A 25940-nucleotide genomic window follows, 5' to 3' on the forward strand; every position below is an offset into this window, starting at 1 on the left:
GACGCTCCTCCGCGCCAAGCCACCGCCTCAAGCAGCGTTGAGCGCGATAGGCCCACGAAACATGAACGAAGATGAACAGCCCACTCAAAAGCCGTTCAGCTTCGCGGTCCTAAACCTGCATGCAACAGACAGCCGGTCCAGCCGTTCAGCGCCCGTCACTGAACGTCCGACCATAAGGGGTTGAAGATGCGCCTTTCCAACACGTCACTCGCCGCAGTTGCGGCCCTTACGATCGGTGCCTTGGCCGCCCCGGTCTCCGCCTCGGCTCAAGCCTACAGCTACAGCCGCAACTACGGAACCGGCGCCTACGCCCCCGCCTATGACTACGGCCGCTATGGTCGGCAGACCTACGATCCCTGCGCCCGCGAGCGAGAAGGACGCACCGGCGCCGGCGCCGTGATCGGCGGCGGCGCGGGCGCCGTCATCGGCTCTCAGCTGGCCGCGCGCGGACGCCGCACCGAAGGCAGTATTCTGGGCGGGGTCGTGGGCGCCGTCATCGGTTCGCAAGTCGGCCGCTCCAGCTCGGACGCCTGCCGCAGCTATCAAGCCGGCTACGCCTCCAACGGCTACTACGGCGGCGGCTACAGCCAGCCGAGTTACGGCTATTACGACGATCGCTATACGGGCGATAACGGCTATCGCTACGACGACCGCCGCGACGACTACGCCGACGACCGGTACGATGATTACCGCTCGCGCCCGATCGATTCCTATCAGAACTCCGACCGATGCCGCTTGGCGGAAAGCCGCATCCGTCTGCCGGACGGTCGCACGGACACCCGCTATGTCCGCACCTGCCCCGACCAGTACGGCCGCTATCGCGTCGTCGATTAATTTCAGCCCCCCTGTCAAATCGACGACGTGACGGGAGCCGCCGGAGGATCAGTCCTCCGGCGGTTTCTCATTTTTGAGGGGCTACCGGCCTTTGGCCTATTTGAGCCGGCGCTAGGAGGGCTCCAACGCTTCGCGCGGCTTAGGGCTGTTTAGCCTGGCTGATTGGCCCAGAGCAGGAACTCGACATTGCCGTCGCCGCCGGTGATCGGGCTTTCGGTCGTCGCCTGGACGGCCCAACCCAGGGCCTCCAACCAATCCCTGACGCGCTCCACGGCGGCGGCGTGGGCGGCCGGATCCTTGACCACACCCTTCTTGCCGGCGCCGGGACCGTCCGCCTCGAACTGCGGCTTCACCAGCGTGACCAGATCCGCGCCGGGCGCCGCAAGATCCAGGGCAGCGGGCAGCACCTTGCCCAGGCTGATGAAGCTGGCGTCGCACACGATCACAGACGGCGCCTCCGGAATCAGGTCGCGCGTCAGATCGCGCGCGTCCGTCCGCTCCAGATTGACCACGCGCGGATCGGCCGCCACCCGGTCGTGCATCTGCCCAAACCCTACATCGACCGCGAACACCTTGGCCGCCCCGCGCTCCAGGCAGACCTCGGTGAAGCCGCCGGTCGAGGCGCCGACGTCCAGCACCACCCGCCCCTCGATCGCCACAGGCCAGACGGTCAAGGCGTGATCCAGCTTCAGCGCCCCGCGCCCGACCCAGCGGTGGGCCGGTTCCGCCTCGATTTCGGCCTCCTCGGCGATCTGCTCCGAGGGCTTGGCCACGACGCGCCCATCCGCCTTCACCCGCCCCGCCTCAATGGCGGCGCGGGCGCGGGAACGGGTGTCAAACAGTCCCCGTGCGACGAGCAGTTGGTCGATGCGCATCTAAATCCTCCCCCATCGGGGGAGGGGGACCGCGCGCAGCGTGGTGGAGGGGCCCTGCCCCGGACACCAGCCTTGGATCGAGCCCCCTCCACCGCTTCGCGGTCCCCCTCCCCCGTGGGGGAGGATTGGGTCATCCGATCTCGCTGAGCCGCGCCAGCGCCGCCTGCAGCTTGACCTTGCCCGCCTCGGCCTCGGCCAGTTTGGCGCGCTGCTCCTCGACCACTTCGGGCGCGGCGCGCGACACGAAGTTGGGATTGCCCAGCTTCTTGTTCACATGGCCGATATCGGCGTCAAAGACGGCGATCTCCTTTTCCAACCGCGCCCGTTCGGCGGTCAGGTCGATGATCCCCGCCAGCGACAGCGCCGCCGTCGATCCGCCCGAGACGAAGGTCACGGCCCCCGTCGGCGCGGCCTCCGCCGATCCGACCTCGGACACGCGACCTAGGGTCAGGATCAGGTCGCGATGGCGCGCGATTCGCTCGGCCGTGGCTGCGTCCGGCGCGACGAAGGCCAACGGCGGCTTGGCCGACGGCGGCACATTCATCTCGGCCCGCAGCCCCCGGATTTCGCCGACCAGATCGACCAGCCAGCCGATCTCGGCCTCGGCCGAGGCTTCGATGAAGCCGTCCGGCAGCACCGGCCATTCGGCGCCGATCAGCAGGGTCTCGCGCGCCGGCCCCTCCTTGCCCAGCTCGGCCCACAGCTCCTCGGTGATGAAGGGCATGACCGGGTGCAGCAGCTTCAGCGTCTGGTCCAGGGTCCAGGCCGTCATGGCTCGCGTTTCGGCCTTTGCGGCCTCGTCCGAGCCCTGGAAGATCGGCTTGGCCAGCTCCAGATACCAGTCGCAGAAGACGTTCCAGACGAACCGGTACAGCGCCCCGGCCGCATCGTCGAACCGCCCGCCCTCGATGGCCTCCAACACGGCCCGCTCGGCCTTGGTCAGTTCGCCCCGGATCCAGCGGTTGATCGTCTGTTCGACGGTCGCGGGATCGAAGCCCTCGACGCGGGCGCAGCCGTTCATCTGGCTGAACCGGGCCGCGTTCCACAGCTTGGTGCCGAAGTTGCGGTAGCCCTCGATCCGCTGTTTCGACAGCTTGATGTCGCGCGTGCCCGACAGGATGGCCATGGTGAAGCGCAAGGGGTCGGCGCCCAGTTCGTCGATGATTCCCAGGGGGTCGATGACGTTCCCCTTGGACTTCGACATCTTCTGGCCCTTCTCGTCGCGGACCAGGCCGTTGATGATGACCCGTTTGAACGGGACCTCGTTCATGAAGTGCAGGCCCATCATCATCATCCGGGCGACCCAGAAGAAGATGATGTCCGCCGCCGTGACCAGGTCGCTGGTCGGATAGAACCGCTCCAGATCCTCGGTCTTCTCGGGCCAGCCCATGGTCGAGAAGGGCCACAGGGCGGAGGAGAACCAGGTGTCCAGCACGTCCTCGTCCTGCGTCAGGGCGACCTCGGAATCATAGTCGGCCATCGCCAGTTCGCGGGCGTCCTCTTCGGTCTCCGCGACATAGATCTCGCCGCCCGGCCCGTACCAGGCGGGGATGCGGTGCCCCCACCACAGCTGGCGGCTGATGCACCAGGGTTCGATGTTCCTCAGCCATTCGAAATAGATCTTCTCGTACGACTTGGGCTCGAACACCGTCTCACCCTGCTCCACCGCCTTCAGCGCAGGTTGGGCCAGGACTTTGGCGTCGACGTACCACTGGTCCGTCAGCCAGGGCTCGATGACCACGCCGGAACGGTCGCCGTGCGGCACCACATGCTTGGTCTTCTCGATCTCGCGCAGCCAGCCCTCTTCCTCGGCGCGAGCCACGATGGCCTTGCGCGCGGCGAAGCGGTCCATGCCGACGTATTCGGCCGGGATTTCCGGCACGTCGTCGGCGACGATCCGGGCGAAGGCGTCCATGACGTTCAGGGCCGGCAGGCCGGCGCGCTTGCCGACGCCGAAGTCGTTGAAATCATGCGCCGGGGTGACCTTGACCGCGCCCGAGCCCTTGGTCGGGTCAGCATACTCATCAGCCACAACGGGAATACGGCGTCCGGTGATCGGCAGGGTCACGAACTTGCCGACCAGCCCCTTGTACCGCTCATCCTCCGGATGAACGGCCACGCCGGTGTCGCCCAGCATCGTCTCGGGCCGGGTCGTCGCCACCACGATGAAGTCGCGCGTCTCCCATTCCGTCGCCTCGCCGTCCTCGTCAAAGGCGACGGGGTGTTCGTAGGTGACGCCGTCCGCCAGCGGATAGGCGAAATGCCAATAGGCGCCGTCCACCTCGCGCTGCTCGACCTCCAGGTCCGAGATGGCGGTCTGGAAATGCGGATCCCAGTTCACCAGCCGCTTGTCGCGATAGATCAGGCCCTCCTTGTGCAGTTGCACGAAGACCTTGCGCACGGCCGCGTTCAGCCCCTCGTCCAGGGTGAACCGCTCGCGCGACCAGTCGCACGAGGCCCCCAGGCGGCGCAGCTGGCGCACGATGGTCCCGCCGCTCTCGGCCTTCCACTCCCAGACCTTGTCGATGAAGGCGTCGCGACCCATGTCGCGCCGCCCGACATTTCCGGCGGCGGCCAGCTGGCGCTCGACCACCATCTGGGTGGCGATGCCGGCGTGGTCCGTACCCGGCAGCCACAGCACCGCCTTGCCCTTCATCCGGTGATAGCGGGCCAGGATGTCCTGCAGCGTATTGTTCAGCGCATGGCCGATGTGCAGGCTGCCCGTCACATTCGGCGGCGGAATGACGATCGAATAGGCGCCCTCGGTCCCTTCCATGCGGGGCGCGAACAGGCCGCTCTCTTCCCACTGGGCGTACAGGCGGGGTTCGGCGGCCTGGGGTTCGAAGGTCTTTTCGAGCATGGGTCTTCTTTGATCGTTGTCGTGCGGCCAGGGCGCGGCCTTGAATGACAAAGGGCGGCCCCTTCAGGAGCCGCCCCTCGATAGTCTGAGGTGAAGCGAAGGGCTAGGCGCTGCGCGCGATGCGTTCGACTTCCCTCTGTACCGCCGCCTGGACGATCCCCGGCAGATTGTTGTCCAGCCAGTCCTTGAGCAGCGGACGCAGCATTTCCGCCACCATGGCCTCGACCGTATTGCCGCTGACGAAGCTCATGTCGCCTCCCGCCGGCGCAGGCGCGGCCTCCGGCTTCTTGAAGCTGGCCGCCAAGCCCGCAAAGGCCGAGGCGGCGCTGGCGGCGGCGCTTTCGCCGACCAAGGCGTCATAGCCGCTGGACGCCGCAGGCGCCGGCTCCGTCGCGGCAGGGGCCTCTTCAACGGCTTCGACCACATCCAGATCGCCGATGCTCTCGGCGGCAGGCGGCGCTTCATAAAGCTCGGTCAGCTCGAGAACGTCTTCTTCCGCAGCCGCTGGCTGGGGCTCGGCCTCGGCGACCGGCTCCGGCTGGGCGGCGAAGATGGTCTCGGCCGGTTCCGGCTCAGGCTCCGGCTGGGGTTCCGGTGCGGGGGCGGCTTGCGGCTCCGCCGCCGCAGCAGCGGGCGTTTCCGCCGGCGCCTCGTCTTCGGAGATGATCCGGCGAATAGACGCCAGGATCTCCTCCATGGTCGGTTCCGGCGCGGGCTGATCGGTCATGGCTAAACCTTGGAGAGACCTGGAACAAACTGAGACACGACGCCAGACGTCGCGACACGCCCCGAAAAGACTGCTGATCCCCCCGGTCGCCCGTTTGTCGTCGCACCAACGCCCGCCGGAATCAACGGGCGTTTTAGGCTTGAAGGCTGATCAGAGGCTCAATTCTGCGGCGCCGTCTCGACAACTTCGCTTTTTAGCTGGGCGTCGATCGGGGCGTCGGGCGCATCGTCAGCGTCCACAACGGGCGGCGAGGCCACCCGGTCCAGCGCCTCGATCACGCCGTCCCAGGGCAAGGCCCCGCGATTGCGCACGCGGTCGTAGTTGGCCTTGGCGTCATAGGCTTCCAGCGTCGGGTTCAGGGCAGGCCCTTCCAACTGTCCCATGGCCGACAGGAGCGAGGCGCGGGCGACATATTCGGCCGCACGCGCGCTGGCCAGGGCGGTCTGGGCCGAGCGCAGAGCCACTTCCTGGTTCAGCACGTCCAGAGTGGTGCGAAGGCCCACCTGGGCCTCCTGCCGCACGCCCTCGGCGGCGACGGAGGCGGCGCGAACCGCCTCGTTCCCCGCGGTGACGTTCGCCCGTGTGGACAGAACCTGGGCGTAGGCGGAACTGACGTTCTGCAGGATGGTGCGCCGTTCGGCCTCGATGGCGATCTGGGCGGCGTTGGCCTGTTCCAGAGACTGGGCGACCCGCGAACGGTTCAGGCCGCCGGTGAACAGCGGCACCGACAGGGTAGCGCCGGCCGTAAAGCTGCGGCGATCCGCCAGCTCATCCAGATTGCTGAGGTCGGTCGCCGTACCGCCGTAGGAGGCTGTCGCGCGAATGGAAGGCAGATATTCGGCGCGCGCCGCCGCCACCGCCGCCTCGGCCTGCTGAAGCCGGTATTGGGCCGCCAGAAGACCGGGGTTGCGCGCCAGGGCCACCTCCATGGCGGCGTCGAAATCGGCCGGAATCGTCGGCAGGACGGGGGCGGCCTCCAGGTCGGTCGGCGACTGGCCCACCACGGCGGCATAAGCGGCGCGCGAGGTCGACAGTTGCGCCCGCGCGCTGGCCAGGTCGGCCTGCGACTGAGCCAGGGAGGCTTCGGCCTGGGCCACGTCGGTGCGGGTGATCTCCCCCACCTCGAACCGTGCGCTGGTCTCTTCCAGCTGGCGCTGAAGAACCGACAGATTCTCCTCGCGAATACGCAGGATCTCCATGTCGCGGGTGACGTTCACATAGGCCTGGATCACCGCCAGCATGACCGACTGTTCGGTACCGCGCAGGGTCTCCCGGCCCGCCAACACCCCGGCGCGGGCCTGGTCGATCGCCAGGGCGCTGCGTCCCGCCGTCCAGATGTTCTGGGACAGGCTGACCCCAGCCGTGGCGCCGTCGCTCTCGCTCGAGGAGCTGGAGACCTGGGTGTCGGGCACGCCGTCGTTGTTGGTGTCGACGAACTGGGTCACGGTCGGAAAGTCGTTGCGGGTGTAACTGGCGCCCACCGAACCGCTGAGCGTCGGCCGTAGGCCCGACCGCGCCTGAACGACCGTCTCGTCCAAAGCCCGCTGGTTGGCGCGTTGCGCCAGCAGGTTCGGATTGGTGCGATAGGCCAGGGCGATCGCATCCTGGAGGGTTTCAGCCCAGGCGGGCGCGCCCAGTCCGGTCACGAGAGCAACCACAGCGGCCGAAGCCAGGGTACGCGAGCGTTTCAACATTGTCCGTCCTTGCCTGACGCCCCCGCGAGCGTCCGATGTTCTTCAGCGTAACTGCGGCTTCCGCCCGTTCCACGCCAGTTAAGTTTTTTTCACGCTCACCGCCGAGTCCAGGCTGCACCCGGGCTTACCGTCGGTTTCACAGGGCGAAACTGGGCGCCGGCGTCAGTTCCGCCAGGAGGGCCGGCGACGAATCGAACAGTTCGCGGCGAGACAGCCCTTCTCGGCCCTTGGTGTAGAGGGCCGCCTTGCCGATAGCGCCGCGACGCTCGACCAGAACCATCCGACCGCCGATCCGCAGGGCGGCGCCCCAGGCGTCCGGCAGGGCGGCGACGCCGCCTTCGCAGACGATCAGATCCCAGCCCTCGCCGACCGGTCGGCTCAGCGGGGCCAGGGCCGTCGCGACGCCTTCCGCCTCCAAAGGCGCCCCGACAACGTCGAACACCGCCTGTTCGGCTTCCTGAGCCGTCACCGTCAAGCCCATGCGCGCTAGCACCGCCGCAGCATAGGGCGCCGCTATGGCCAGGGCCTTTTCGCCCTCGCGGGCGTCGGCGGCCTGAAGCAGTTTCGACAAATCCCGCGCCGGCATCAATCGACGGTCGGCCGCGATCTCGACCTCGGCATCCGAATAGGCGGCGAAGATCCGATCTGGCGCGCAATAGTTCTCGCGCGGCACCGCCATCATCGCCTTGTGGATCTCATGGCTGGTGACATCGTTCACGCGAACCTGGGAATCGACCATGGCCTTGCGCTCGGCAGTGAAATCCATCTGTGGTCAGCCTTCAAACGGGAGGGGGAGAGGAATTATCGCGTGCTTATAGTTCCGTGCGTTGCAGCGGACAATCCGATCTGATAGCGAACGCCCCTCGCGATGACCGCCCCCGAGTGATCGGGGATCAGAGCGGCCTGATGGCGGAGTGGTGACGCAGAGGACTGCAAATCCTTGCACCCGGGTTCGATTCCCGGTCAGGCCTCCATCGCGAAGAGACGCTGCACTAAAAAGGGGCGCGAACCGCACGGTTCGCGCCCCTTTTGTCTCAGCCGCCGATCCGAATCAGACCGGTGCGGTGATCCACCCGATCGCACCGGCCGCGCCCAAGGCGGCGACACCCAAGGCGATAGCCAGAGCGACCCTGGCGTTCCTGTTCAGAAAGTACAGAAGATTCATGATCAGCCCCCCAGCAGGCTGATGGTCGCCACAACTTCGTTCGACACGCAAGATGAATAGAAGGTTAACGCTTAAACTCTGGGTGATCTCCGTTCGAGGTCATCTGATACAGAGCCAGGGCGCTGGTCGCCGCGACGTTCAGCGAATCAAAGCCGCCCGCCATGGGAACGCCGACCGCCCGGCATCGACCGATCACCTCTGGGGGCAGGCCCGGCCCTTCCGATCCCAACACGACGGCCACCGGTCCGCTGCGACGATAGTCGGCCAATCGCTCGGTCGCCGAGGGCGTCAGCGCCAGCACCTCGACGCCGGCCGCTCGAAGCGCCTCGACCAAGGCTGACGCCCTGGTTCCCACGGCGAATGGGGTTCGCAGCACGGCCCCGACGGAAACCCGAATGGCCTTGCGATAGAAGGGGTCGCAACAGAGGTCGTCCAGAAGAACCGCCCGCGCGCCAAAGGCGGCCGCATTGCGGAACAGGCCGCCCATATTGTCGTGATTGCCGACGCCGCAGGCCACGACGAACACATCATCCGCTCGCACGTCGCACAGCAGGGCCTCGACGGAAGCCGTCGCCGGCTTCTCCCCCAGGGCCAGGATGCCGCGGTGCAGGGCGAAGCCCGCGATCCCGTCGAGCACCGCCTGGGAAGCCGCATAGACGGGAACGTCGGCCGGAAGGATCGCGATCACGTCCGCCAGCGCCTCGACGCGCTTCTGCGCCAGCAGGATCGCGCGTGGACGGCAGCGTGAAGCGGCGGAGGCCAGAACGCGCAAGACCACCTCGCCCTCGGCCACGAACAGTCCCTCTCGGCCGGTCAGGTCCCGTTCGCGGATGTGGCGAAAGCCGGCGATCCTCGGATCGTCAGGGTCATGGATGGAGATCGTGCGCATTCGTCATTTTCCCCATTGCACGAATCGAACGGCCGCTGCTATAGGCCCGCCTCCCGAGCAGTTCCGCGGTAGCTCAGTGGTAGAGCAGCCGACTGTTAATCGGCTGGTCGTAGGTTCGAATCCTACCCGCGGAGCCACTCGGGATTAGTCGCCAACGAGATCGGCGGCGCCCCCTTCCCTTCACATCCGATCGCTCACCGCCGCCTTTCGCATGCGGCGACGACCTCGGCCTGTCGATCAGGTGACGCGGCGTTTCTCCAGCTTTCGCGCCAGGGTGCGGCGGTGCATGCCCAGGCGGCGGGCGGCCTCTGAGATGTTGAAATCGGTCTCAGCCAGGGTCTCGTGAATGCGTTCCCATTCCAGAGTCTTGATGGAGGTGGGGCGAGTAGTCAGCGGCGTATCGGCGTCGCCTGCAGCCTTGCCGAAGGCGGCCTCGATGTCGTCGGTGCTGGCCGGCTTGGCCAGATAGTGGCGGGCGCCCAGTTTGATGGCCTCCACCGCCGTCGCGATACTGGCGAAGCCGGTCAGAACGACGATGTTCATCTCGGGGTCCAGTGCATGCAGGGTGGAGACGCAGGCCAGGCCCGAGGCGCCCCCCAGTTTCAGATCCACTACGGCGAAGCCGGGCCGATGCGTCTTCAAAACCTCGCCCATCTGGTCGGGGCCGTCGGCGCTGACGACAGTGTAGCCGCGACGCTCGAAGGATTTCCGCAGGGTGCGCGAAAAGGACTCGTCGTCCTCGACGATCAACAGCACGGGGGCTTCATCGCTCATGGAAGTTCTCCAGCAGAATTATCCTCCGGCGCCAGGACGTCGATCGGGACGGTCAGCCGCACCTCTCCCCCGCCTGCGGCGGGATTGGACGCTTCGACCACGCCGCCGAGGGAGCGGATCACATTGACCAGCAGAAACAGGCCCAGGCCCGCGCCAGGGCGATCCTTCGTCGTATTATAGGGCTTGCCCAGCCGCTCAAGAACCGTGGCGGGAAAGCCCGGCCCATTATCCCGCAGCGTGACCTGCAAACAGCCTTCGGTCACCGTGGGCGTGACGATGACCCGCCGCGCGCCCGCCTCGACCGAATTGTCGAACAGGACGCTCAGAACCTGTCGCAGGGCCGGGTCGGCGATGATCCGTGGATCGAGTCCATTCCACGGCGTCAGCTCCACCTTCACGCGGCTGTCCCGCGCGCCCCAGCCGTCGGCGACCTCGCGCAGAAATCGCACCAGGGTGGTTTGGGTCGGCGCCTGTCCCCTCGCCTCTCCCGCCGACATCAGAATACCGGTCACGATGGATTTGCAGCGCTCCACCTCGGCCTGCATCACCTCCATGTCCTGGGTCAGATCGGCGTTGGCCTTCAGCAGAGGCATGCGACGCCAGTCGCTGAGGATGACCGAGAGGGAGGCCAGGGGCGTCCCCAGCTCATGGGCCGCCCCGGACGCGAGCAACCCCATGCGGACGATGTGGTCCCGCTCGGTCGCCTGCTGCCGAATGTCCGCAAGATAGGCGTCCCTGGCTCTCAGATTCTCGGTGATCCGGGTGATGAAGAGCACCAACAACACCGCGATGAGCAGAAAACAGATCAGACCGCCCGCCAAATAGAGGCTTAAGCCCCCGCCATGCTCCGCAGGGAGGTCGAGCGGGCGGTTGAACAGCCCCAAGCCTGCGAAACACAGGCTGGTCACGACGATCAGCGACCAGGCGTAGGCCGGCGCCAGAAGCACGGCGCCCAGGACCACCTGCAACAGATAGAGGGCCACGAAAGGATTGGCCGCGCCTCCCGTCAGGAAGAGTTGCCATGTCAGGGCGGCGACGTCGGCGAGAAGCGCCAGCATCAGTTCCTGATCGGATATGGCGTCGCGCCTCTGGGTCAATGGAATGCTGATCAGGTTCACCACCACCAGACCGGCCGGGGCGATCAGCAGCCAGCCGATCGGAACCCGAATATCCATGACGAAGTGGACGATCAGGATGGTGGCGATCTGTCCCGCCACGGCCAGCCATCGCAACTGCACCAGAAGGCGAAGATTGCGGCGGTTTACGGCTTCCTGAGACACCGCCGTCTCGCGCCAGTCGCCCATTCCGAACAGGCGCTGCAAGACCGAGTTCATGGCGCCGCCCGTCGGCGTCGCGTTTCGCGCGCCAACACGCCGTATCCGACCAGGGTCAGCAAGGCCATGCCGAACCAGGTGAGGGCGTAGACGAGATGAGAGTTCGGAAAGGCGATAACTGTCAATCCGCCGCGCGGCCATCCGTCCGGGTTCGGTCGGGCGTCGGCGTCGATGAAATAGGGTGCGGCGTTCGACAGGCCGCGCGCCGCCGCAATGGCCGCGACGTCGCGCGAATACCAGCGCCCCGCGCCGGGATCATTGGCGCGAAGAAAGCCGCCTCCGGGCTCGGTGACGCGCAAAAGACCCACGACGGTCTGCGGACCGCCCACCTGCGCGCCGCTTCGAGTCTCGGGCGCGCGCCTCTCGGGGGTAACGAAGCCCCGGTTGACCAGAACGATGAAGCCTTGCGTCGTTCGCAGCGGCGTCAGAACCCAGAAGCCGGCGCCATAGTCGGTCACCGCCTGAACCAGGGTCTCGCGGCCATGATCGAACACGCCGCGGACCATGACCCGTCGGTACTGATCATTGGCCTGAGACAGCGTCGCCCAGGCGGCGGGGCCCGGCGCCGGTTGAGGGGCGGCGTGAACCCGGGCGTCCACCTGTGCGATCAGCTCGGTCTTCCACCTCAGCCGCTCGAGCTGCCAGACGCCGAGGGCGACGAAGCCGGCGAACAGCAGGGCCGCGCCCAGCCCGGCCCAAAGCAGAACCGGGGAGGTACGCCGCGCGATGGACTGCCGGGCCTGGATGGCGGTCTCCTAGCCGTCCTCTCAGGAGGACATCTGGCTCATGTCATGGGTGGAGGGCATCATATTGGTGTTCAAATGATACATGACCCACAGCGAGCCCGACAGGGCGATGACCACGACGATGATCGTGAAGATCAGGGCCAGCATGGTCCAGCCGCCTTCGGACTTCGAATTCATGTGCAGGAAGTAGATCATGTGGACCACGATCTGCACCACGGCGAAGGCCATGACGATCAGGGCGGTGGCCTGGGTCGGCAGGACCCCGGTCATGACCAGCCAGAAGGGGATGGCGGTCAGGATCACCGACAACACAAACCCGATGAGATAGCTCTTGAAGGAGCCGTGATTATGCCCCTCGTGGCCCAGGTGGTCGGTGTCGTGGGACTCCGGCGAGTGGTCGTTCTTGTCGGCGCTCATCGAACCATGCCCAGCAGATAGACGAAGGTGAAGACGCCGATCCAGATGACGTCGAGGAAGTGCCAGAACATCGACAGGCACATCAGGCGGCGCTTGTTGGCGGGGATCAGCCCCTTCCAGCTCACCTGGACCATCAGCGTCACCAGCCAGATGATGCCGAAGGTCACGTGCAGGCCGTGGGTGCCGACCAGGGTGAAGAAGGCCGAGAGGAAGGCGCTGCGTTGCGGCGTCGCGCCTTCATGGATCAGGTGGGCGAACTCGTAGAGCTCGATCCCCAGGAAGGCCAGACCGAACAGGCCGGTGACGGCCAGCCAGATCAGGGTCTGGCGCGTCTTGTTCTTGTCCATCGCCAGCATGGCGAAGCCGTAGGTGATCGACGAGAACAGCAGCATGGCGGTGTTGACCGCCACCAGCTCCAGGTCGAACAGCTCTTTCGGTCCGGGACCTGCGGCATAGTTGCCCCCCACGACGCCGAACACGGCGAACAGCATCGCGAAGATGAGGCAGTCGCTCATCAGATAGAGCCAGAAGCCCAGCATGGTGCTGGAGCCTTCCTCGTGATGCGGCTCCTCTTCCAGGTGGAAGACGTTCGGGTCGTCGATCTTGATCGCCGTCGCGCTCATGGATCAGCCCTCCGTTCCGGCCAGGAGGCGGGTGCGCGCCTCTTCGGTCGCGCGGACCTCATCCGCAGGGATGTAGTAGTCGCGCTTGTAGTTGAAAGTATGGGCGATCGAGACCGCCAGCACGCCCAGGAAGCTGAGCGCCGCCAGCCACCAGATGTACCAGACCAGGGCCAGCCCCATCACCAGGCACAGGCCGGAGATGATGACGCCGGCGCCCGTGTTCGAGGGCATGTGAATGGCCTTGTAGCCGCTCAGCGGGCGCTGATACTTCTTCTTCTTCATGTCCCACCAGGCGTCGGCGTCATGGACGACGGGGGTGGAGGCGAAGTTGTAGGCCGGCGGCGGCGAAGAGGTCGCCCATTCCAGAGTCCGGCCGCCCCAAGGGTCGCCGGTCGTGTCGCGCAGCTTGTCGCGATTGATGATCGAGACCGCGAACTGGATGAACATGGCGGCGATGCCCAGGGCGATGACGCCCGCGCCGATGGCCGCGATCACGAACCAGATCTGCAGCGACGGATCGTCGAACACGCGCATCCGGCGCGTCACGCCCATCAGCCCCAGAACGTACAGGGGCGCAAAGGCCAGCCAGAAGCCGGGCACCCAGCAACAGAAGCTCACCATCCCCCAGAACTTGTCCAGCTTGAAGCCGAAGGCCTTGGGCCACCAGAAGTTGATGGCGGCGAACAGGCCGAACAACACCCCGCCGATGATGACGTTGTGGAAGTGGGCAATCAGGAACAGCGAGTTGTGCAGCACGAAGTCGGCCGGCGGCACCGCCAGCAGCACGCCCGTCATACCGCCGATGACGAAGGTCAGCATGAAGGCGACCAGCCACATCATCGGCAGTTCGAAGCGGATACGGCCGCGATACATGGTGAACAGCCAGTTGAAGATCTTCGCGCCCGTCGGGATCGAAATGATCATCGTGGTGATGCCGAAGAAGGAGTTCACCGAGGCGCCCGAGCCCATGGTGAAGAAGTGGTGCAGCCACACCAGGTACGACAGGATGGTGATGACGACCGTGGCGTAGACCATGGAGGTGTAGCCGAACAGCTTCTTGCCCGAGAAGGTCGAGGCGATCTCCGAGAAGACCCCGAACAGCGGCAGGATCAGGATGTAGACCTCCGGGTGACCCCAGATCCAGATCAGGTTCACGTACATCATCGGATTGCCGCCGAAGTCGTTCGTGAAGAAGTTGGTGCCGACGTAACGGTCCAGCGTCAGCAGGGCCAGAACGGCGGTCAGGACCGGGAAGGACGCCACGATCAGGACGTTGGTGCACAGCGAGGTCCAGGTGAAGACCGGCATCTTCATCATGCCCATGCCGGGCGCGCGCATCTTCACGATGGTGGCGATCAGGTTGATGCCGGACAGGGTGGTCCCCACCCCCGCGATCTGAAGCGCCCAGATATAGTAGTCGACGCCGACGCCGGGGCTGTAGCCGATACCCGAGAGCGGCGGATAGGCCAGCCAGCCCGTCCGGGCGAACTCGCCGACGAACAACGAGGCCATGACGATGACGGCGCCGGCCGTCGTCATCCAGAAGCTGAAGTTGTTCAGGAAGGGGAAGGACACGTCACGCGCGCCGATCTGCAGGGGCACGACATAGTTCATGATGCCCGTCACCAGCGGCATGGCCACGAAGAAGATCATGATCACGCCGTGGGCGGTGAAGATCTGGTCGTAGTGGTGGGCGTTCAGATAGCCCTCGGATCCGCCGAAGGCCATGGCCTGTTGCAGGCGCATCATGATCGCGTCGGCGAAGCCGCGCACGAACATGATCAGACCCAGGATCATGTACATGATCCCGATCTTCTTGTGGTCCACGGTGGTGAACCACTCCTTCCAGAGATAGCCCCACAGTTTGAAATAGGTCAGGGCGCCCACCAGGGCGGCCCCGCCGAGCACGACGACGACCATGGTCGCGAGCACGATCGGCTCATGCGGCAGGGCCTCGAGCGTCAGCCGCCCGAAGATAAGGGGAATGAGGGTGTCAGCGTTCATCGACTGTGTTCGCTCAAGCGTTGGGGGCGGAACGGACGTCGGTCGAAACCGCCCCCGTCGATTGTTGTGATCGGGACAGCGCCGCCATCGGCTGTCCCTGAAGCGACAGGCCCTGCCCCATCAAAGGAGCCAGGCTGACCGGGGCGCTGACCGAATCCAATTCAGCGCGGCGAATACGCTCTGCGGCGGCCGCCTCGGCCTGCAAGGGGGTGCAGATGGTCATCACATAGCTGTCGTCAGAGCCGAAGATGGCGGCGTTCTTCCCGCGGCCGGCGTACTTGTCGTAGACCAGCGGCATGGTGTTGCGCACCGAAGCCATGGTGAGGCCGCCCTTGCGGTCGATCTCCATCATCTCGCCCATGCACATCTTGCCGGGCTCGACGCACATATTGAGGATGGCGTCCCACAGGCCGCCTTCGACATTGGCGAAATAGAGGGCAGGGACCTTTTCGCTGGGCTTTTCCAGATCCAGATAACGTTCACGGTCTAGAACCTGGCCGCCGCGCCGCACGCCGGCGATCCAACCGTCGAAACCGGCCTGATCGACCCCGTGGAAGACGAAGCGCATGTGCGAGAAGCCGTCGCCCGAATAGTTGGCCGAAAAGCCCTCGTAGTCGCCGGGTCGATTGATCACGGCGTGCAGCTTGGTCTCCATGCCGGGCATGGCGTAGATCTGACCCGCCAGGGCCGGAATATAGAAGGAGTTCATCACCGAGGAGGAGGTGATGTGAAACCGGATCGGGCGATCCACCGGCGCAGCCAGTTCATTGACCGTCGCCACGCCGTACTGCGGATAGATGAACAGCCACTTCCAATCCAGGGCCACCACATTGACCTGCAGGGGCTCGACGTTTTCGGCCACGGCCTGCCCCGGCTTGATCCGGTCGATCGGGCGATAGGGGTCCAGGAGGTGCGTGCCCGCCCAGGTCAGGGCGCCCAGGCAGATGATGATCAGCAGCGGCGCCGCCCAGATCACGACTTCGAGATGGGTCGAGTGGTCCCAGTCGGGCTGATATTCGGCCTCCTTGTTCGACGCCCGGTACTTCCAGGCGAAGAAGACGATCAGAGCCATCACCGGCACGATGATCAGCAGCATCAGCAGGGTCGACACCATCAACAGGTCGCCCTGCTGCTGGGCGACGTCGCCTGCAGGTTTCAGGACGACCAGGTCGCAGGCCGACAGCGCGGCTGCCAGGGGCGCGAGCAGAAGTAGGCGCAGAAGGCGCAAGACGGCTCCAATCGGAAAACGTCGGACAAGGGGGAGGAGTCGCGACGGTTGGCGTTCGAATTCGGCCCGATAGTCAGCTTCGATGCGGAACGACATTGGACAATCTGTCCTATCCCCTCGGACCGCCTTTCATCGCAAAGGGCGCGCGGTCATAATACGGCGTCTGAGCCGTGATCTTCCAATTTTACCCGTTTTACGGAGCGATGCCAGCCCATGTCCGCCTCGACGACCCCCTCGTCAGAGTCGCTGGAACGCGACGCCGCCGCCCTCCATGCCCGTCATGACCATAGCCATGGCAAGGTGGACGCCGGGGAGATCGCCATTGGTGTGATCATCGGCCGCACGTCGGAGTTCTTCGACTTCTTCGTCTACGCCATCGCCTCGGTCGTGGTGTTCCCGCAATTGATCTTTCCCTTTGCCGGTCCGATCGGCGGCACCCTGCTGTCCTTCGCCGTCTTCGCCCTGGCCTTCCTGGCGCGGCCTCTCGGCACCGCGCTCTTCATCGCCATCGACCAGAAGTTCGGGCGCGGCGCCAAGCTGACGACCGCTCTGTTCCTTCTGGGCACTTCGACCGTCGCGGTCGCCTTCCTGCCCGGCTATGAGACGATCGGCATCGCTGCGGCGGTCCTGCTCGCCGTCTTCCGCATCGGCCAGGGCGTCGCCCTGGGCGGCGCCTGGGACGGGCTGGCTTCGCTTCTGGCCCTAAACGCGCCGGAGAATCGTCGCGGCTGGTTCGCCATGATTCCGCAACTCGGCGCCCCGATCGGTCTGATCGTCGCCTCCGCCCTTTTCGCCTTCTTCCTGAACACCCTGTCGGCCGCCGACTTCCTGGACTGGGGCTGGCGTTACCCGTTCTTCGTGGCCTTCGCCATCAATGTGGTGGCCCTGTTTGCGCGGCTTCGCATCGTCGTCACCCCCAGCTTCCAGAAGCTGTTCGAAACCCGCGAACTTCAGCCCGTGCCGGTCCATGCCGCCGTCAAGGCCGAGGGTCCGCGCATCGCCATCGGCGCCTTCGCCCCCCTGGCCAGCTTCGCCATGTTCCACATGGTCACCGTCTTCCCCCTGTCCTGGGTCTTCCTCTTCACCCAGGAGACGCCGGTGCGCTTCCTGCTGATCGAAATGGTCGGCGCCGCCTTCGGTCTACTGGCCATCCTGGCCTCGGGCCTTCTGGCCGACCGTTACGGCCGGCGGACCCTGCTGGCGATCACCGCCGCCGGCATCGCCGCCTTCTCGGGCTTTGCGCCCCAACTGCTGAACGGCGGCGCGATCGGCGAGCTGACCTTCATGATTTCCGGCTTCATCCTGCTGGGCCTGTCATTTGGCCAGGCCTCGGGTCCGGTGGCCTCCAGCTTCTCCCTGGCCAACCGCTATACGGCCTCGGCCCTGACGTCAGATCTGGCCTGGCTGTTCGGGGCCGGGTTCGCTCCCCTCGCCGCCCTGTGGATCTCCAGCCAGTTCGGCCTGATCGCCGCCGGCGCCTATCTGCTGTCCGGCGCGATCTGCACCCTGGTCGCCCTGTGGATGAACCGCGAGCTGGCCCGCAGCGCGTCGGATAAGCAACGGGCCGCAAAGGCCTGATCACCAACCGATCTGACCTTCCAACCCCGGTTCCGCCTTGCGGGACCGGGGTTCTTGCTGCGTGAAGGCCAAACTCAGGGCCTTTCATGCAAAACGGGCGATGCCTAAGCATCGCCCGTTCGGCCGCACGATGGACAGGAAGCCCCGTCGATCAGAAGCGGTAGCGCGCCCCGATGTAAATCTGGCGGCCGGTGTGATGGTAGACATAGGTGCTGTCGCGCGATCCGCCTAGGTCGCCGTGGTTCTGACGGTTTTCCTCGTCCGTCAGATTCAGCCCCTCAACCGACAAGCTGAGGCTGTCCGTCAGATTGTAAGAGGCAGAGGCGTCGATCGTCGTCGTCTCGGACTTGCCCTGGAACGGAATCAGACCCGCCGCGCCGTTTGAACCCGGGACATTCTGGTAATAGGCGTCGCGGTAGGCGGCTGAGACCCGCGCGTTCAGCTTGCCGTCGTCATAGTAGAGGGTCGCGTTCCAAGCCTCGGGCGACAGGTTCACCAGATCCTCAGTCACGATGACGGTGCAGCTCGCCGTGGTGCAGTAGTCGATCTCAGACTCGACGTGGGTGTAGTTCAGCAGCGCGCCGATGTTGGACAGCGGCCCCGGCAGGAAGCTGAAAGTCTGCTGGTAGCTGATTTCAAACCCCTTCAGCGGCCCCCCTTCCGTATTGGTAGGGGTGCTGAACACATAGGGCGAACCGGGCGGCCGGGTGGAGACCGCCGGGAAGGCCACGGGATTGAGCGCCGTCAGTTCGCCGTAGGTCAGGGTCTGCTGGGTCGTCTGCACGAAGGTGGAAATGTCCTTGTAGAAATAGGCGAAGGACAGCAGGGCTTCGGGCGCGAAATAATATTCGACCGACAGATCATAGGTCTTGGCGCGATAGGGCTCCAGTTCGACGTTTCCAAGCGAGGCGGTGTTGCTCGATGCGTTGACCGCGCTCAGCGCAAACACCGGAACAAGGCTGGTGACCGGCGGACGCGACATCACCTTGGCGGCGCCGAAGCGGACGATCAGGTCCTCCATCGGCTCAACCGCGACGTTCAGCGACGGCAGGGTGTCTTCGTACTCGTTCTCGCCCGTCACCGGCGTCGCCACCCCGCCGACGTTCGAATAGCCCAGGGCTTCGACCTCGGTCTTGACCTGACGCACGCCGACATTGCCGCGGACCGGCAGGCCCATGATCTCCAGATTCCAGTCCGCCTGAACGAAGCCGCCCGTGTCGGTCTCCGCCACCTCGCGCCAGTTGCCGTAGGTAGAGGGGTTGCCGTTCAACCCGATCAGACGGAAGTCGCCGCCGGCGACCCCGGTGTCGCAGTTGCAACGATAATCCCAGACGGTTTGCAGCGCCTCCAGGTCCGGACGGATCCAGGATGTCGCCGCCCCGGCGGGCAGGTCCAGATTCTTGCCGAACCCGGTCCGCAGATCCGTCACATCCGCCATGGTCACCCCGGCCGGAAGCGCCGGCGCGCCATTCGCCACACGCGCAAAGGCCCGGCTGCTCGATTCATATTCCTTGCGGCTGACGCCCGCCTTCAGCGTCAGGCGCTCGCTGAGCTCGAACGCGAAATTGGCTTCGCCGGTGGTGTAGACATTGTCCTGAAAGTTGGCGCTGGAGCGCAGCTCGGACCGGGGCTGGGCGCCGGTCGGGCCGACGATGGACCATTGCGCCGGATCGGTGACGTCAAAGCCCCAGTTGATGGCCGGAAGATTGCGATTTTCCCGGAAATCATAGGAATAGCCGTCGACATTCTGTCGGTCGATGATGGCGCTGACCTGCACCGGATTGCCGAAGCTCGATTCCGCGCGCCCAATCAGGCCGTTGAATCTCAGTCGGTCCGAGAACTCATGCTCGACCGCAAAGGTCATCTGCTTGAACTCAGTCTCCAAGACGTCGAACCGCTGCTCGCTGCGGATGTCCATGTCGTCGAGCCGGGCATAGGTCATTTCGCCGGTGTCGGGATCGATTGCAAAATCGACGATGTCCACCTGGGGCTTGCCGCCCTGATCCGCCCCGCGGCTGAGGGACCAGGCTTGCAGGAAGTTCTCGCTGCGGGTCGAATCCAACTTGGAGTAGAGCATATCCAAGGTGAACAGGGTCGGACCGTTGCCGGGCCGCGCCTGCAACGAAAGGGTCGCGCCGAGCCGCTCTTGACCGTGTTCAAGGCTGCCGTATCGCGGAATACGCGGATGATAGGTGGTCGACGGGCTGGGCAGGACGCTGCCGTTCTGGAAACCGCCGTCGGCGCTGGCCGGGCCCCAACGGACGGAGCTGAAGCCCTCTTCAAGGCTCTCACGTTCGCTGTAGGCGATGGAAAACAGGGCGCCCAGCTGATCGTCGGCCCAGGTGTTGGAGATCAGGCCGGCGAAGCGGGGGCTCCAGTCTTCCGACAGGTCATTGTAGCCGTACTGGCCAGACAGGGCGCCTTGGAAGCCCATCTTGTCGAAGGGTCGGCTGGTCCGAAGGTCCACCGTGGCCCCCAAAGAGCCCTCCTCCACCTCGGCCGAGGAGGTCTTGCGCACCGTGATATTGTTGAAGAGCTCCGAGGCGAAGACGTTGAAATCGAAGCCACGCCCTCGGTTCACGCCGCCGGAAGAATCGGTCGCCCCGGTGGAAGCCTGGGCTTCGATGCCGTTGATCCGCGTCCGGGTGAACTCCGAACTTAGACCCCGGACGGTCAAGGTGCGGCCTTCGCCGGCGTCGCGGTCAATGGAGACGCCGGGAATGCGCTGGATCGACTCGGCGAGGTTGGTGTCAGGGAAGTCAGCGATGTCTTCAGCCGAGATGGCGTCCACCACGCCCGCCTCGCGACGCTTGATGTTCAGGGCGTTCTGAAGGCTGGCCCGAAAACCGGTGACCACGATCTCATCAACCTCAGTGGCGCTCTGGGGCTGAGGCGCGGTCTCGGTCGCCTGAGCGGCGGCGTCGTGCGCCATCAGCGCGAGGGTCAAGGCGCCGAGCGATGCGGTCGCGGTCAGGGCGCGTTGGGCGAATTTCTGGCGTGGGGTCATCTGGCTTTCTCCTCCCGTTCATGGCCCTCGGAGATCAATCGCCTCCGTTCGGCCGCCCGCTGCTGGCGGACGACACCGGTGTCAGCTTTGGTTTGCCAAAGTACTGCTACCGGTGTCATAGTTGTTGTACGCACAGTCGCCTTTCTATTGCAAGACGGACCTCTGACGGGTTTTCGCGGCCCGCGCATCATAGGCAAGGCGGCCTTGCCGACCATTACCGACCGGGCGACAGAACACCGGCGACAGGGAAGGACATCAGGTTGAAGCAGCCCCTCTCCAGCAGTTCCGCAGAACAGACGTCCATGACGCGGCGATCGGCCTTAGCGGCGGGTTTGAGCGCCGCCGTCATAGCGCAAACGGCGACGGCAGGGCCGCGCGCGTCGGCGCCGCGCGTCACGACGACGGCTGGGCCCGTCATCGGCCTGCGAGAAGGGGAACTCAGCGTCTTCAAGGGGATTCGCTACGGAGCCCCGACACGGCGATTTCGGCCGCCCGAACCGCCCGCGCCTTGGCGGACGCCGGTCCTCGCCGTCCAGTTCGGCGCCGCCGCTCCTCAACGCGGGGATGAACCCAACCAAAGCGAAGACTGCCTTTTCTTGAATGTCTGGACCCCTGGCGCCGACGCTGCTCGGCGGCCGGTGATGATCTATATCCATGGCGGCGCCTACGCCACCGGCTCGGGCTCGCACCCCCTCTATGACGGCTCGCGACTGGCCGCAGAGGAGGATGTGGTCGTGGTCACGCTCAATCATCGCCTCAACGCCTTCGGCTACGCCTATCTGGCGCGGCTCGTTCCAGGCTTTGAAGACTCCGGCAACCTCGGTCAGCTTGACCTGATCCTCGCGCTGAGATGGGTTCGCGACAATATCGCGGCCTTCGGCGGCGATCCCAATCGGATCATGCTGTTCGGCCAGTCCGGCGGCGGCGCGAAGATCGCCACCCTGATGGCCATGCCGGCGGCGGAAGGCCTGTTCCACTGCGCCGCCACCATGAGCGGTCAACAGGTCACGGCGTCCGGGCCGATCAACGCCACCACTCGCGCTGTGACCTGGCTGAAGGCCCTGGGGCTGACGCCCGATCGCGCGGCCGAAGCGGCGACCCTGCCGGTGGAGCGTCTGCTCGAAGCCCAGGCGGAGCAGGACCCGATTCTCGGGTTCGGCGGACTGTATTTCGGCCCGGTTCTGGATTTCCGCGCCCTGCCCCGACATCCCTTCTATCCGGACGCCGCGTCCTCGGGTCTCAAGACGCCCATGATCATCGGCAATACCCGCGAGGAGACGCTGGGCTTCATGGGCGACGATCCCAAAAACCAGGACCTGACCTGGGACACGCTACCGGGTCGATTGACGCCGTCCGTCATGCGGATCGACGTCGCGCCCGAGGTCGTCGTCGACGCCTATCGTCGCATGCATCCCGACTGGTCGCCCGACCAGGTGTTGATCGCCGCGACCACGGCCGGCCGCTCCTGGCGTGGCGCGGTGATCGAGGCCGAGGAACGCGCCAAGGCCGGAGCGCCCGCCTGGGTCTATCAGCTCGACTTTCCCGGCGTCATGGCCTCTGGCCGCAAGGGCGCCTTCCACACGGCGGACATCCCCCTGGTCTTCGGAACTGTCGCCTCGCCCGAATCCCGCGTGAACGGTCCTGGCGCCGAGACCGTCTCAGCGGCCATGCGAAAGGCATTCGCCGCCTTGGCGCGGAACGGTGATCCGAACCACCCGGGCCTGCCGCGCTGGGACCGTTACGAACTGCCACAGCGCCAGACTCTGCTGTTTGATGTCGAGCCACGCATGGCGAACGATCCCAGGGGCGACGAGCGCGCCTTCTTCGCCGCCATTCCCTATATCCAGCCCGGAACCTGACCCGCCTAGAGCGGCACGTTCAGCCGACCGGCCCAGGCCCGGACCAAGTCAGGCCAGACCTGGGCGGGCCGGCCCTGGATCAGACGTACGCCGAAGCCGTGGCCGCCTTCTTGAAAGAGGTGTGCCTCCGTCGGCACGGCCGCAGCCTTCAGCGTCCTCAACAGTTGAAGGCTGTTCTCGACCGGGACCGCCAGGTCGTCCATGGCGTGAAGCATGAAAACCGGCGCGGCGTCCCGCCAATCCATCGCCTCCAGAGAATAGGCCCTGATCTGGTCCGCTGCAGGAGCCTGGCCCAGCAGATGGGTTCGCGAACCCTGGTGGGCGTGGGGGTCAGCCATGGTGGCCACCGGGTACATCAAGACCGTCAGGTCGGGCCTTAGCGAAACGGCGTCTTCGGCGTCGATGGCGGGATAGGTCTCATCGCGCCTGGCGCTGAGCAATCCTGCGAGATGCCCGCCCGCAGAGGCCCCGAGGACGCCAATCCGCGCCGGGTCCACTCCATAGACGTCCGCGCGGGAGCGGATCAGCCGCATCGCCCGTTGCGCATCCTGTAGCGGGGCGTCCGGCCCGGCGGCCCAACCATCCGCCGGAAGTCGGTAGCGAAGCACGAAACAGGTCGTACCGGTCGCCGCGAAGACGCGGGCGACGTCGTAGCCCTCTTTGTCGAGAACCGCCCAACGGTAGCCGCCGCCCGGAATCAACAGCAGGGCCGAGCCGTTGGGTCGTGCCGGCCGAAAGACCGTCAGCATAGGATCATCGGTGTACTGGGCGTAGCGGTCGTGAAAAGCCGGATCGGTCGAACGCTCCGGCACGATCGGCGTGAGCCGCACCCCCTCCCCGCCCGGCGCGCCGCGGGGCCACAACCGGATCGTTTCGTCGGGGTCGGGCGGCGCGGCCGCCTGCCGCTCTCCAGCAGAGAAAGCCTCGGCCGCCGCCGGCCGTCCGAACACCAGGCCGCCTGCGGCGAAGACCAGGCCGAGCAGATGTCTTCGAAGCAGCGTCATCTCTCCATCCAAAAAGAAGCGGCCGGACGAGTGATCGTCCGGCCGCGCTTTGATCAGACCTTGGCCGGAGCGTACTTCGGCGAAAGCAGATGCACCACCAACAGGGCGATCAGATAGGCTGAAGCCGCCACGATGAAGATCGGCGTATAGGTCCCGATCTGCTCCAGCACATAGCCGGCGTACTTCGCCATCGCCATCCCGCCGATGGCCCCCAACATGCCCCCGATCCCGACGACCGAACCGACCGCCGAGCGCGGGAAGACGTCGCCCGGCAGGGCGTAGAGATTGGCCGAAAAGCCCTGGTGGGCCGCGGTGGCCAGACCGATGATGCCGACCGCCACCCAGAGGTTGGACGCCATGGCGGCGAAAGCGACCGGGACGGCGCACAGGGCGCAGATCAGCATGGTGATCTTGCGGGCCCTATTGACGCTCATGCCGCGGTGCATGAAGCGAGACGACAGCCAACCGCCGCCGACCGATCCCACGTCCGACAACAGGTAGATGGCGACCAGCGGGGGGCCGAAGGATTTCAGATCAAGTCCGTAGGTTTTGCCGAGGAAGTCCGGCAGCCAGAACAGGAACATCCACCAGATGGGGTCGATCAGGAACTTGCCCACGGCGTAGGCCCAAGTTTCCTTGACGCCCAACAGCTTGGTCCATTTGACCTTTTCAACGACATCGGCAGGATCCTGCTCGATATAGGCCAGCTCGGCAGCCGACAGCCGCTTCTGTTCGCGCGGCCGGCGATAGACCAGGAGCCAGATCGGCAGCCAAATTAGGCCCAGCAGGCCGGTGATGACGAAGGCCAGTTGCCAGCCGAAGGCCAGAACCAGACCCGGAACGATCAGGGGCGTGACAATGGCGCCGATATTGGTGCCCGCGTTGAACAGGCCCGTCGCCAGGGCGCGTTCCTTCTTTGGGAACCACTCGGCGACGGCCTTGATGCCTCCAGGGAATCCGCCGGCCTCGCCGACGCCCAGGAGCATGCGCGCCATCATGAAGTGCGACAGATCCCGCGCCGCACCGTGCAGGATGTGGCCGATCTGCCAGATGCCGAATGCCACGCCCAAGCCCCAGCGTGCGCCGACGCGGTCCATGATCCGGCCCCAGAGCAGATAGGCCACGGCGTAGGAGGCCTGGAACCAGAAGACGATGTCGGCGTAGTCGGTCTCCGACCAACCGAACTCGGTTGACAGCATGGGCTTCAAGAAGCCGATCATCTGGCGATCGACATAGTTGATGACCATGGCTGCAAACAGCAGCCACATGATGATCCACCGATACTTGCCCGGCGACGGCGCCTTGATCTCAATCGGTCCTGCGCTTGACGCGTCGGTCATGATTATTCCCGTTCCTGATGGTTCCTCACGCGTCCCGGCTCTCTCGTCCCTCAACGGCGGCCAGGTTGACGTGTTTAAGAAGATTACTGCGCTTCAGCCCTCACGACCGAGCAATGGAGTTCGGCAACGCCCCTGAACACGCATACGGCCTGATCCCCTGCATGGACCCGGTGTACGCCGGTAACGGCGCCGGTGGAGATCAACATGCCGGCCTTCAGCGGTCGGCCCCATCGGGCGCAATGCTCGGCCAAGAAACGGACGGACTCCATTGCGCCGCCCTGAAGCGACGCAGAACCGCCGACGCCGACGCTCTCGCCGTTGACGAAGGTTTCGACCTCGATCGCCTCCAGCCGCTCGCGCCAATCCGCCAATTCAGGCCCGATGATCAGGCCGCCGTTGTTGCCGAAGTCTGAGGCGACGACTGCGGAGCCCAGGTCATTGATCGCCGACAAGGGGCTGCCCGCCAGTTCGACGCCCACGAAGATCTTGTCGATCGCCGCGACGGCGTCCGCCAAGCTCCAATCCGTCTTGTCGGGGTCCAGATCATGACCGATGCGGGCGATGAACTCGGACTCGACGGCTGCAAAGCCGCCCTCGATCTCCGGCAACGCCGTCGCGGCGCCTTCAGCGCTCGCCCAAACATTGCGTGCAAAGATGGCCCCGGCCAGTCGGTGAACCCCCAGCTCCGGCTGCTGTGAAGGCGGCACCCCGCCGACCTTCCATCCGACGACCTTGTCGGGAAACCGCTCTATGGCGGCGGCCTGGATCGCATAGGCCTGGACCATGTTTTCCGGAATCCGGCCTGGATAGGTAGGCGTGGGGCGGCAGGCGAGTCGCGCCGCCACGAAGCGCGCCGCGATCTGATCTGGCTCTGCGGCGACAGGGGCCGTCCCGATTTCGGCGATCGGCGTCGCGCTCATGACGCTACGCTCACGAATGAATAGGTGCGGATCAAGGTAAGGCCTCGCAAACAGGCCGCGAT

General features: G+C 65.6%; 20 protein-coding genes and 2 tRNA genes. 5 read left to right on the forward strand and 17 right to left on the reverse strand.

Features of this window, described 5'->3' with window-relative positions; translation table 11 throughout:
- Nucleotides 1–186: 186 nt before the first annotated feature.
- On the forward strand, nucleotides 187–834 hold the full coding sequence (locus ACZ5M6_RS11215) for a glycine zipper 2TM domain-containing protein (RefSeq protein ID WP_183215448.1): 648 nt from the start codon (nucleotides 187–189) through the stop codon (nucleotides 832–834).
- A gap of 149 nt (nucleotides 835–983) precedes the next feature.
- On the opposite strand, the gene ACZ5M6_RS11220 is transcribed toward ACZ5M6_RS11215, so the two are convergent.
- The 5 genes from ACZ5M6_RS11220 to ACZ5M6_RS11240 all read right to left on the reverse strand — a co-directional run bounded on the left by ACZ5M6_RS11220 (nucleotide 984) and on the right by ACZ5M6_RS11240 (nucleotide 7756).
- A complete protein-coding gene (locus tag ACZ5M6_RS11220) occupies nucleotides 984–1709 on the reverse strand; it encodes a TlyA family RNA methyltransferase (RefSeq protein ID WP_464158655.1) in 726 nt (241 codons plus the stop codon).
- A gap of 130 nt (nucleotides 1710–1839) precedes the next feature.
- Nucleotides 1840–4569, reverse strand: a complete 2730-nt coding sequence (locus ACZ5M6_RS11225; protein ID WP_464158657.1) for a valine--tRNA ligase — start codon at nucleotides 4567–4569, stop codon at nucleotides 1840–1842.
- A 103-nt stretch (nucleotides 4570–4672) separates the two neighbouring features.
- Nucleotides 4673–5296: a DUF2497 domain-containing protein gene (locus ACZ5M6_RS11230; RefSeq protein ID WP_464158659.1), complete on the reverse strand. Its 624-nt coding sequence runs from the start codon at nucleotides 5294–5296 to the stop codon at nucleotides 4673–4675.
- A gap of 158 nt (nucleotides 5297–5454) precedes the next feature.
- Nucleotides 5455–6990 (reverse strand): TolC family outer membrane protein, encoded by a 1536-nt coding sequence (locus ACZ5M6_RS11235; RefSeq protein WP_054765829.1) that lies wholly within the window; start codon nucleotides 6988–6990, stop codon nucleotides 5455–5457.
- A gap of 136 nt (nucleotides 6991–7126) precedes the next feature.
- Nucleotides 7127–7756 carry a protein-L-isoaspartate O-methyltransferase family protein gene (locus ACZ5M6_RS11240; RefSeq protein WP_191557847.1) on the reverse strand — a complete coding sequence of 210 codons (630 nt, stop codon included), beginning with the start codon at nucleotides 7754–7756 and terminating at the stop codon, nucleotides 7127–7129.
- 134 nt (nucleotides 7757–7890) lie between these two features.
- Between ACZ5M6_RS11240 and ACZ5M6_RS11245 the strand changes: the two genes are divergently transcribed.
- Nucleotides 7891–7964: transfer RNA gene (locus ACZ5M6_RS11245), tRNA-Cys, on the forward strand.
- 255 nt (nucleotides 7965–8219) lie between these two features.
- Here ACZ5M6_RS11245 and ACZ5M6_RS11250 read toward each other — a convergent pair.
- Nucleotides 8220–9044 (reverse strand): TrmH family RNA methyltransferase, encoded by an 825-nt coding sequence (locus ACZ5M6_RS11250; RefSeq protein ID WP_054765831.1) that lies wholly within the window; start codon nucleotides 9042–9044, stop codon nucleotides 8220–8222.
- A gap of 62 nt (nucleotides 9045–9106) precedes the next feature.
- Between ACZ5M6_RS11250 and ACZ5M6_RS11255 the strand changes: the two genes are divergently transcribed.
- Nucleotides 9107–9181 (forward strand) — tRNA-Asn (locus ACZ5M6_RS11255).
- A 100-nt stretch (nucleotides 9182–9281) separates the two neighbouring features.
- Here ACZ5M6_RS11255 and ACZ5M6_RS11260 read toward each other — a convergent pair.
- Genes ACZ5M6_RS11260 through cyoA form a run of 7 tightly spaced genes read right to left on the reverse strand, consistent with a single transcriptional unit; the run spans nucleotide 9282 to nucleotide 16170 of the window.
- Nucleotides 9282–9818: a response regulator transcription factor gene (locus ACZ5M6_RS11260; RefSeq protein ID WP_054765832.1), complete on the reverse strand. Its 537-nt coding sequence runs from the start codon at nucleotides 9816–9818 to the stop codon at nucleotides 9282–9284.
- Entirely contained in the window at nucleotides 9815–11152 is a 1338-nt protein-coding gene (locus tag ACZ5M6_RS11265; RefSeq protein WP_409614372.1) for an ATP-binding protein, read from the reverse strand. The genes ACZ5M6_RS11260 and ACZ5M6_RS11265 overlap by 4 nt, the downstream gene beginning before the upstream one ends.
- A complete protein-coding gene (locus ACZ5M6_RS11270) occupies nucleotides 11149–11898 on the reverse strand; it encodes an SURF1 family protein (protein WP_323133022.1) in 750 nt (249 codons plus the stop codon). The genes ACZ5M6_RS11265 and ACZ5M6_RS11270 overlap by 4 nt, the downstream gene beginning before the upstream one ends.
- A gap of 21 nt (nucleotides 11899–11919) precedes the next feature.
- Nucleotides 11920–12315, reverse strand: a complete 396-nt coding sequence (gene cyoD / locus ACZ5M6_RS11275; RefSeq protein ID WP_152950309.1) for a cytochrome o ubiquinol oxidase subunit IV — start codon at nucleotides 12313–12315, stop codon at nucleotides 11920–11922.
- Nucleotides 12312–12938, reverse strand: coding sequence for a cytochrome o ubiquinol oxidase subunit III (gene cyoC, locus ACZ5M6_RS11280; protein ID WP_054765835.1), 627 nt, complete (start codon nucleotides 12936–12938; stop codon nucleotides 12312–12314). Before cyoC ends, cyoD begins: the two co-directional genes overlap by 4 nt.
- A gap of 3 nt (nucleotides 12939–12941) precedes the next feature.
- Nucleotides 12942–14942: a cytochrome o ubiquinol oxidase subunit I gene (cyoB, locus tag ACZ5M6_RS11285; RefSeq protein ID WP_054765836.1), complete on the reverse strand. Its 2001-nt coding sequence runs from the start codon at nucleotides 14940–14942 to the stop codon at nucleotides 12942–12944.
- Nucleotides 14943–14955: 13 nt separating this feature from the next.
- A complete protein-coding gene (gene cyoA / locus ACZ5M6_RS11290; RefSeq protein ID WP_228184203.1) occupies nucleotides 14956–16170 on the reverse strand; it encodes a ubiquinol oxidase subunit II in 1215 nt (404 codons plus the stop codon).
- Nucleotides 16171–16383: 213 nt separating this feature from the next.
- Between cyoA and ACZ5M6_RS11295 the strand changes: the two genes are divergently transcribed.
- Nucleotides 16384–17748, forward strand: coding sequence for an MFS transporter (locus tag ACZ5M6_RS11295; protein ID WP_201462654.1), 1365 nt, complete (start codon nucleotides 16384–16386; stop codon nucleotides 17746–17748).
- A gap of 151 nt (nucleotides 17749–17899) precedes the next feature.
- Here ACZ5M6_RS11295 and ACZ5M6_RS11300 read toward each other — a convergent pair whose 3' ends face one another.
- Complete coding sequence (locus ACZ5M6_RS11300) at nucleotides 17900–20755, reverse strand: TonB-dependent receptor (RefSeq protein ID WP_464158664.1); 2856 nt, start codon at nucleotides 20753–20755, stop codon at nucleotides 17900–17902.
- Nucleotides 20756–21057: 302 nt separating this feature from the next.
- Here ACZ5M6_RS11300 and ACZ5M6_RS11305 point away from each other — a divergent pair, with 302 nt between their 5' ends.
- A complete protein-coding gene (locus tag ACZ5M6_RS11305) occupies nucleotides 21058–22614 on the forward strand; it encodes a carboxylesterase/lipase family protein (RefSeq protein WP_464160122.1) in 1557 nt (518 codons plus the stop codon).
- 5 nt (nucleotides 22615–22619) lie between these two features.
- Here ACZ5M6_RS11305 and ACZ5M6_RS11310 read toward each other — a convergent pair whose 3' ends face one another.
- From ACZ5M6_RS11310 to ACZ5M6_RS11320, 3 genes are all read right to left on the reverse strand, one after another.
- Nucleotides 22620–23618, reverse strand: coding sequence for an alpha/beta hydrolase (locus ACZ5M6_RS11310; RefSeq protein ID WP_464158666.1), 999 nt, complete (start codon nucleotides 23616–23618; stop codon nucleotides 22620–22622).
- A 53-nt stretch (nucleotides 23619–23671) separates the two neighbouring features.
- On the reverse strand, nucleotides 23672–24958 hold the full coding sequence (locus tag ACZ5M6_RS11315; protein ID WP_464158668.1) for an MFS transporter: 1287 nt from the start codon (nucleotides 24956–24958) through the stop codon (nucleotides 23672–23674).
- Nucleotides 24959–25041: 83 nt separating this feature from the next.
- Nucleotides 25042–25878 (reverse strand): 2-keto-4-pentenoate hydratase, encoded by an 837-nt coding sequence (locus ACZ5M6_RS11320; RefSeq protein ID WP_464158670.1) that lies wholly within the window; start codon nucleotides 25876–25878, stop codon nucleotides 25042–25044.
- Between the last annotated feature and the right edge of the window lie 62 nt (nucleotides 25879–25940).

Source organism: Brevundimonas sp. Br13, assembly GCF_055391505.1.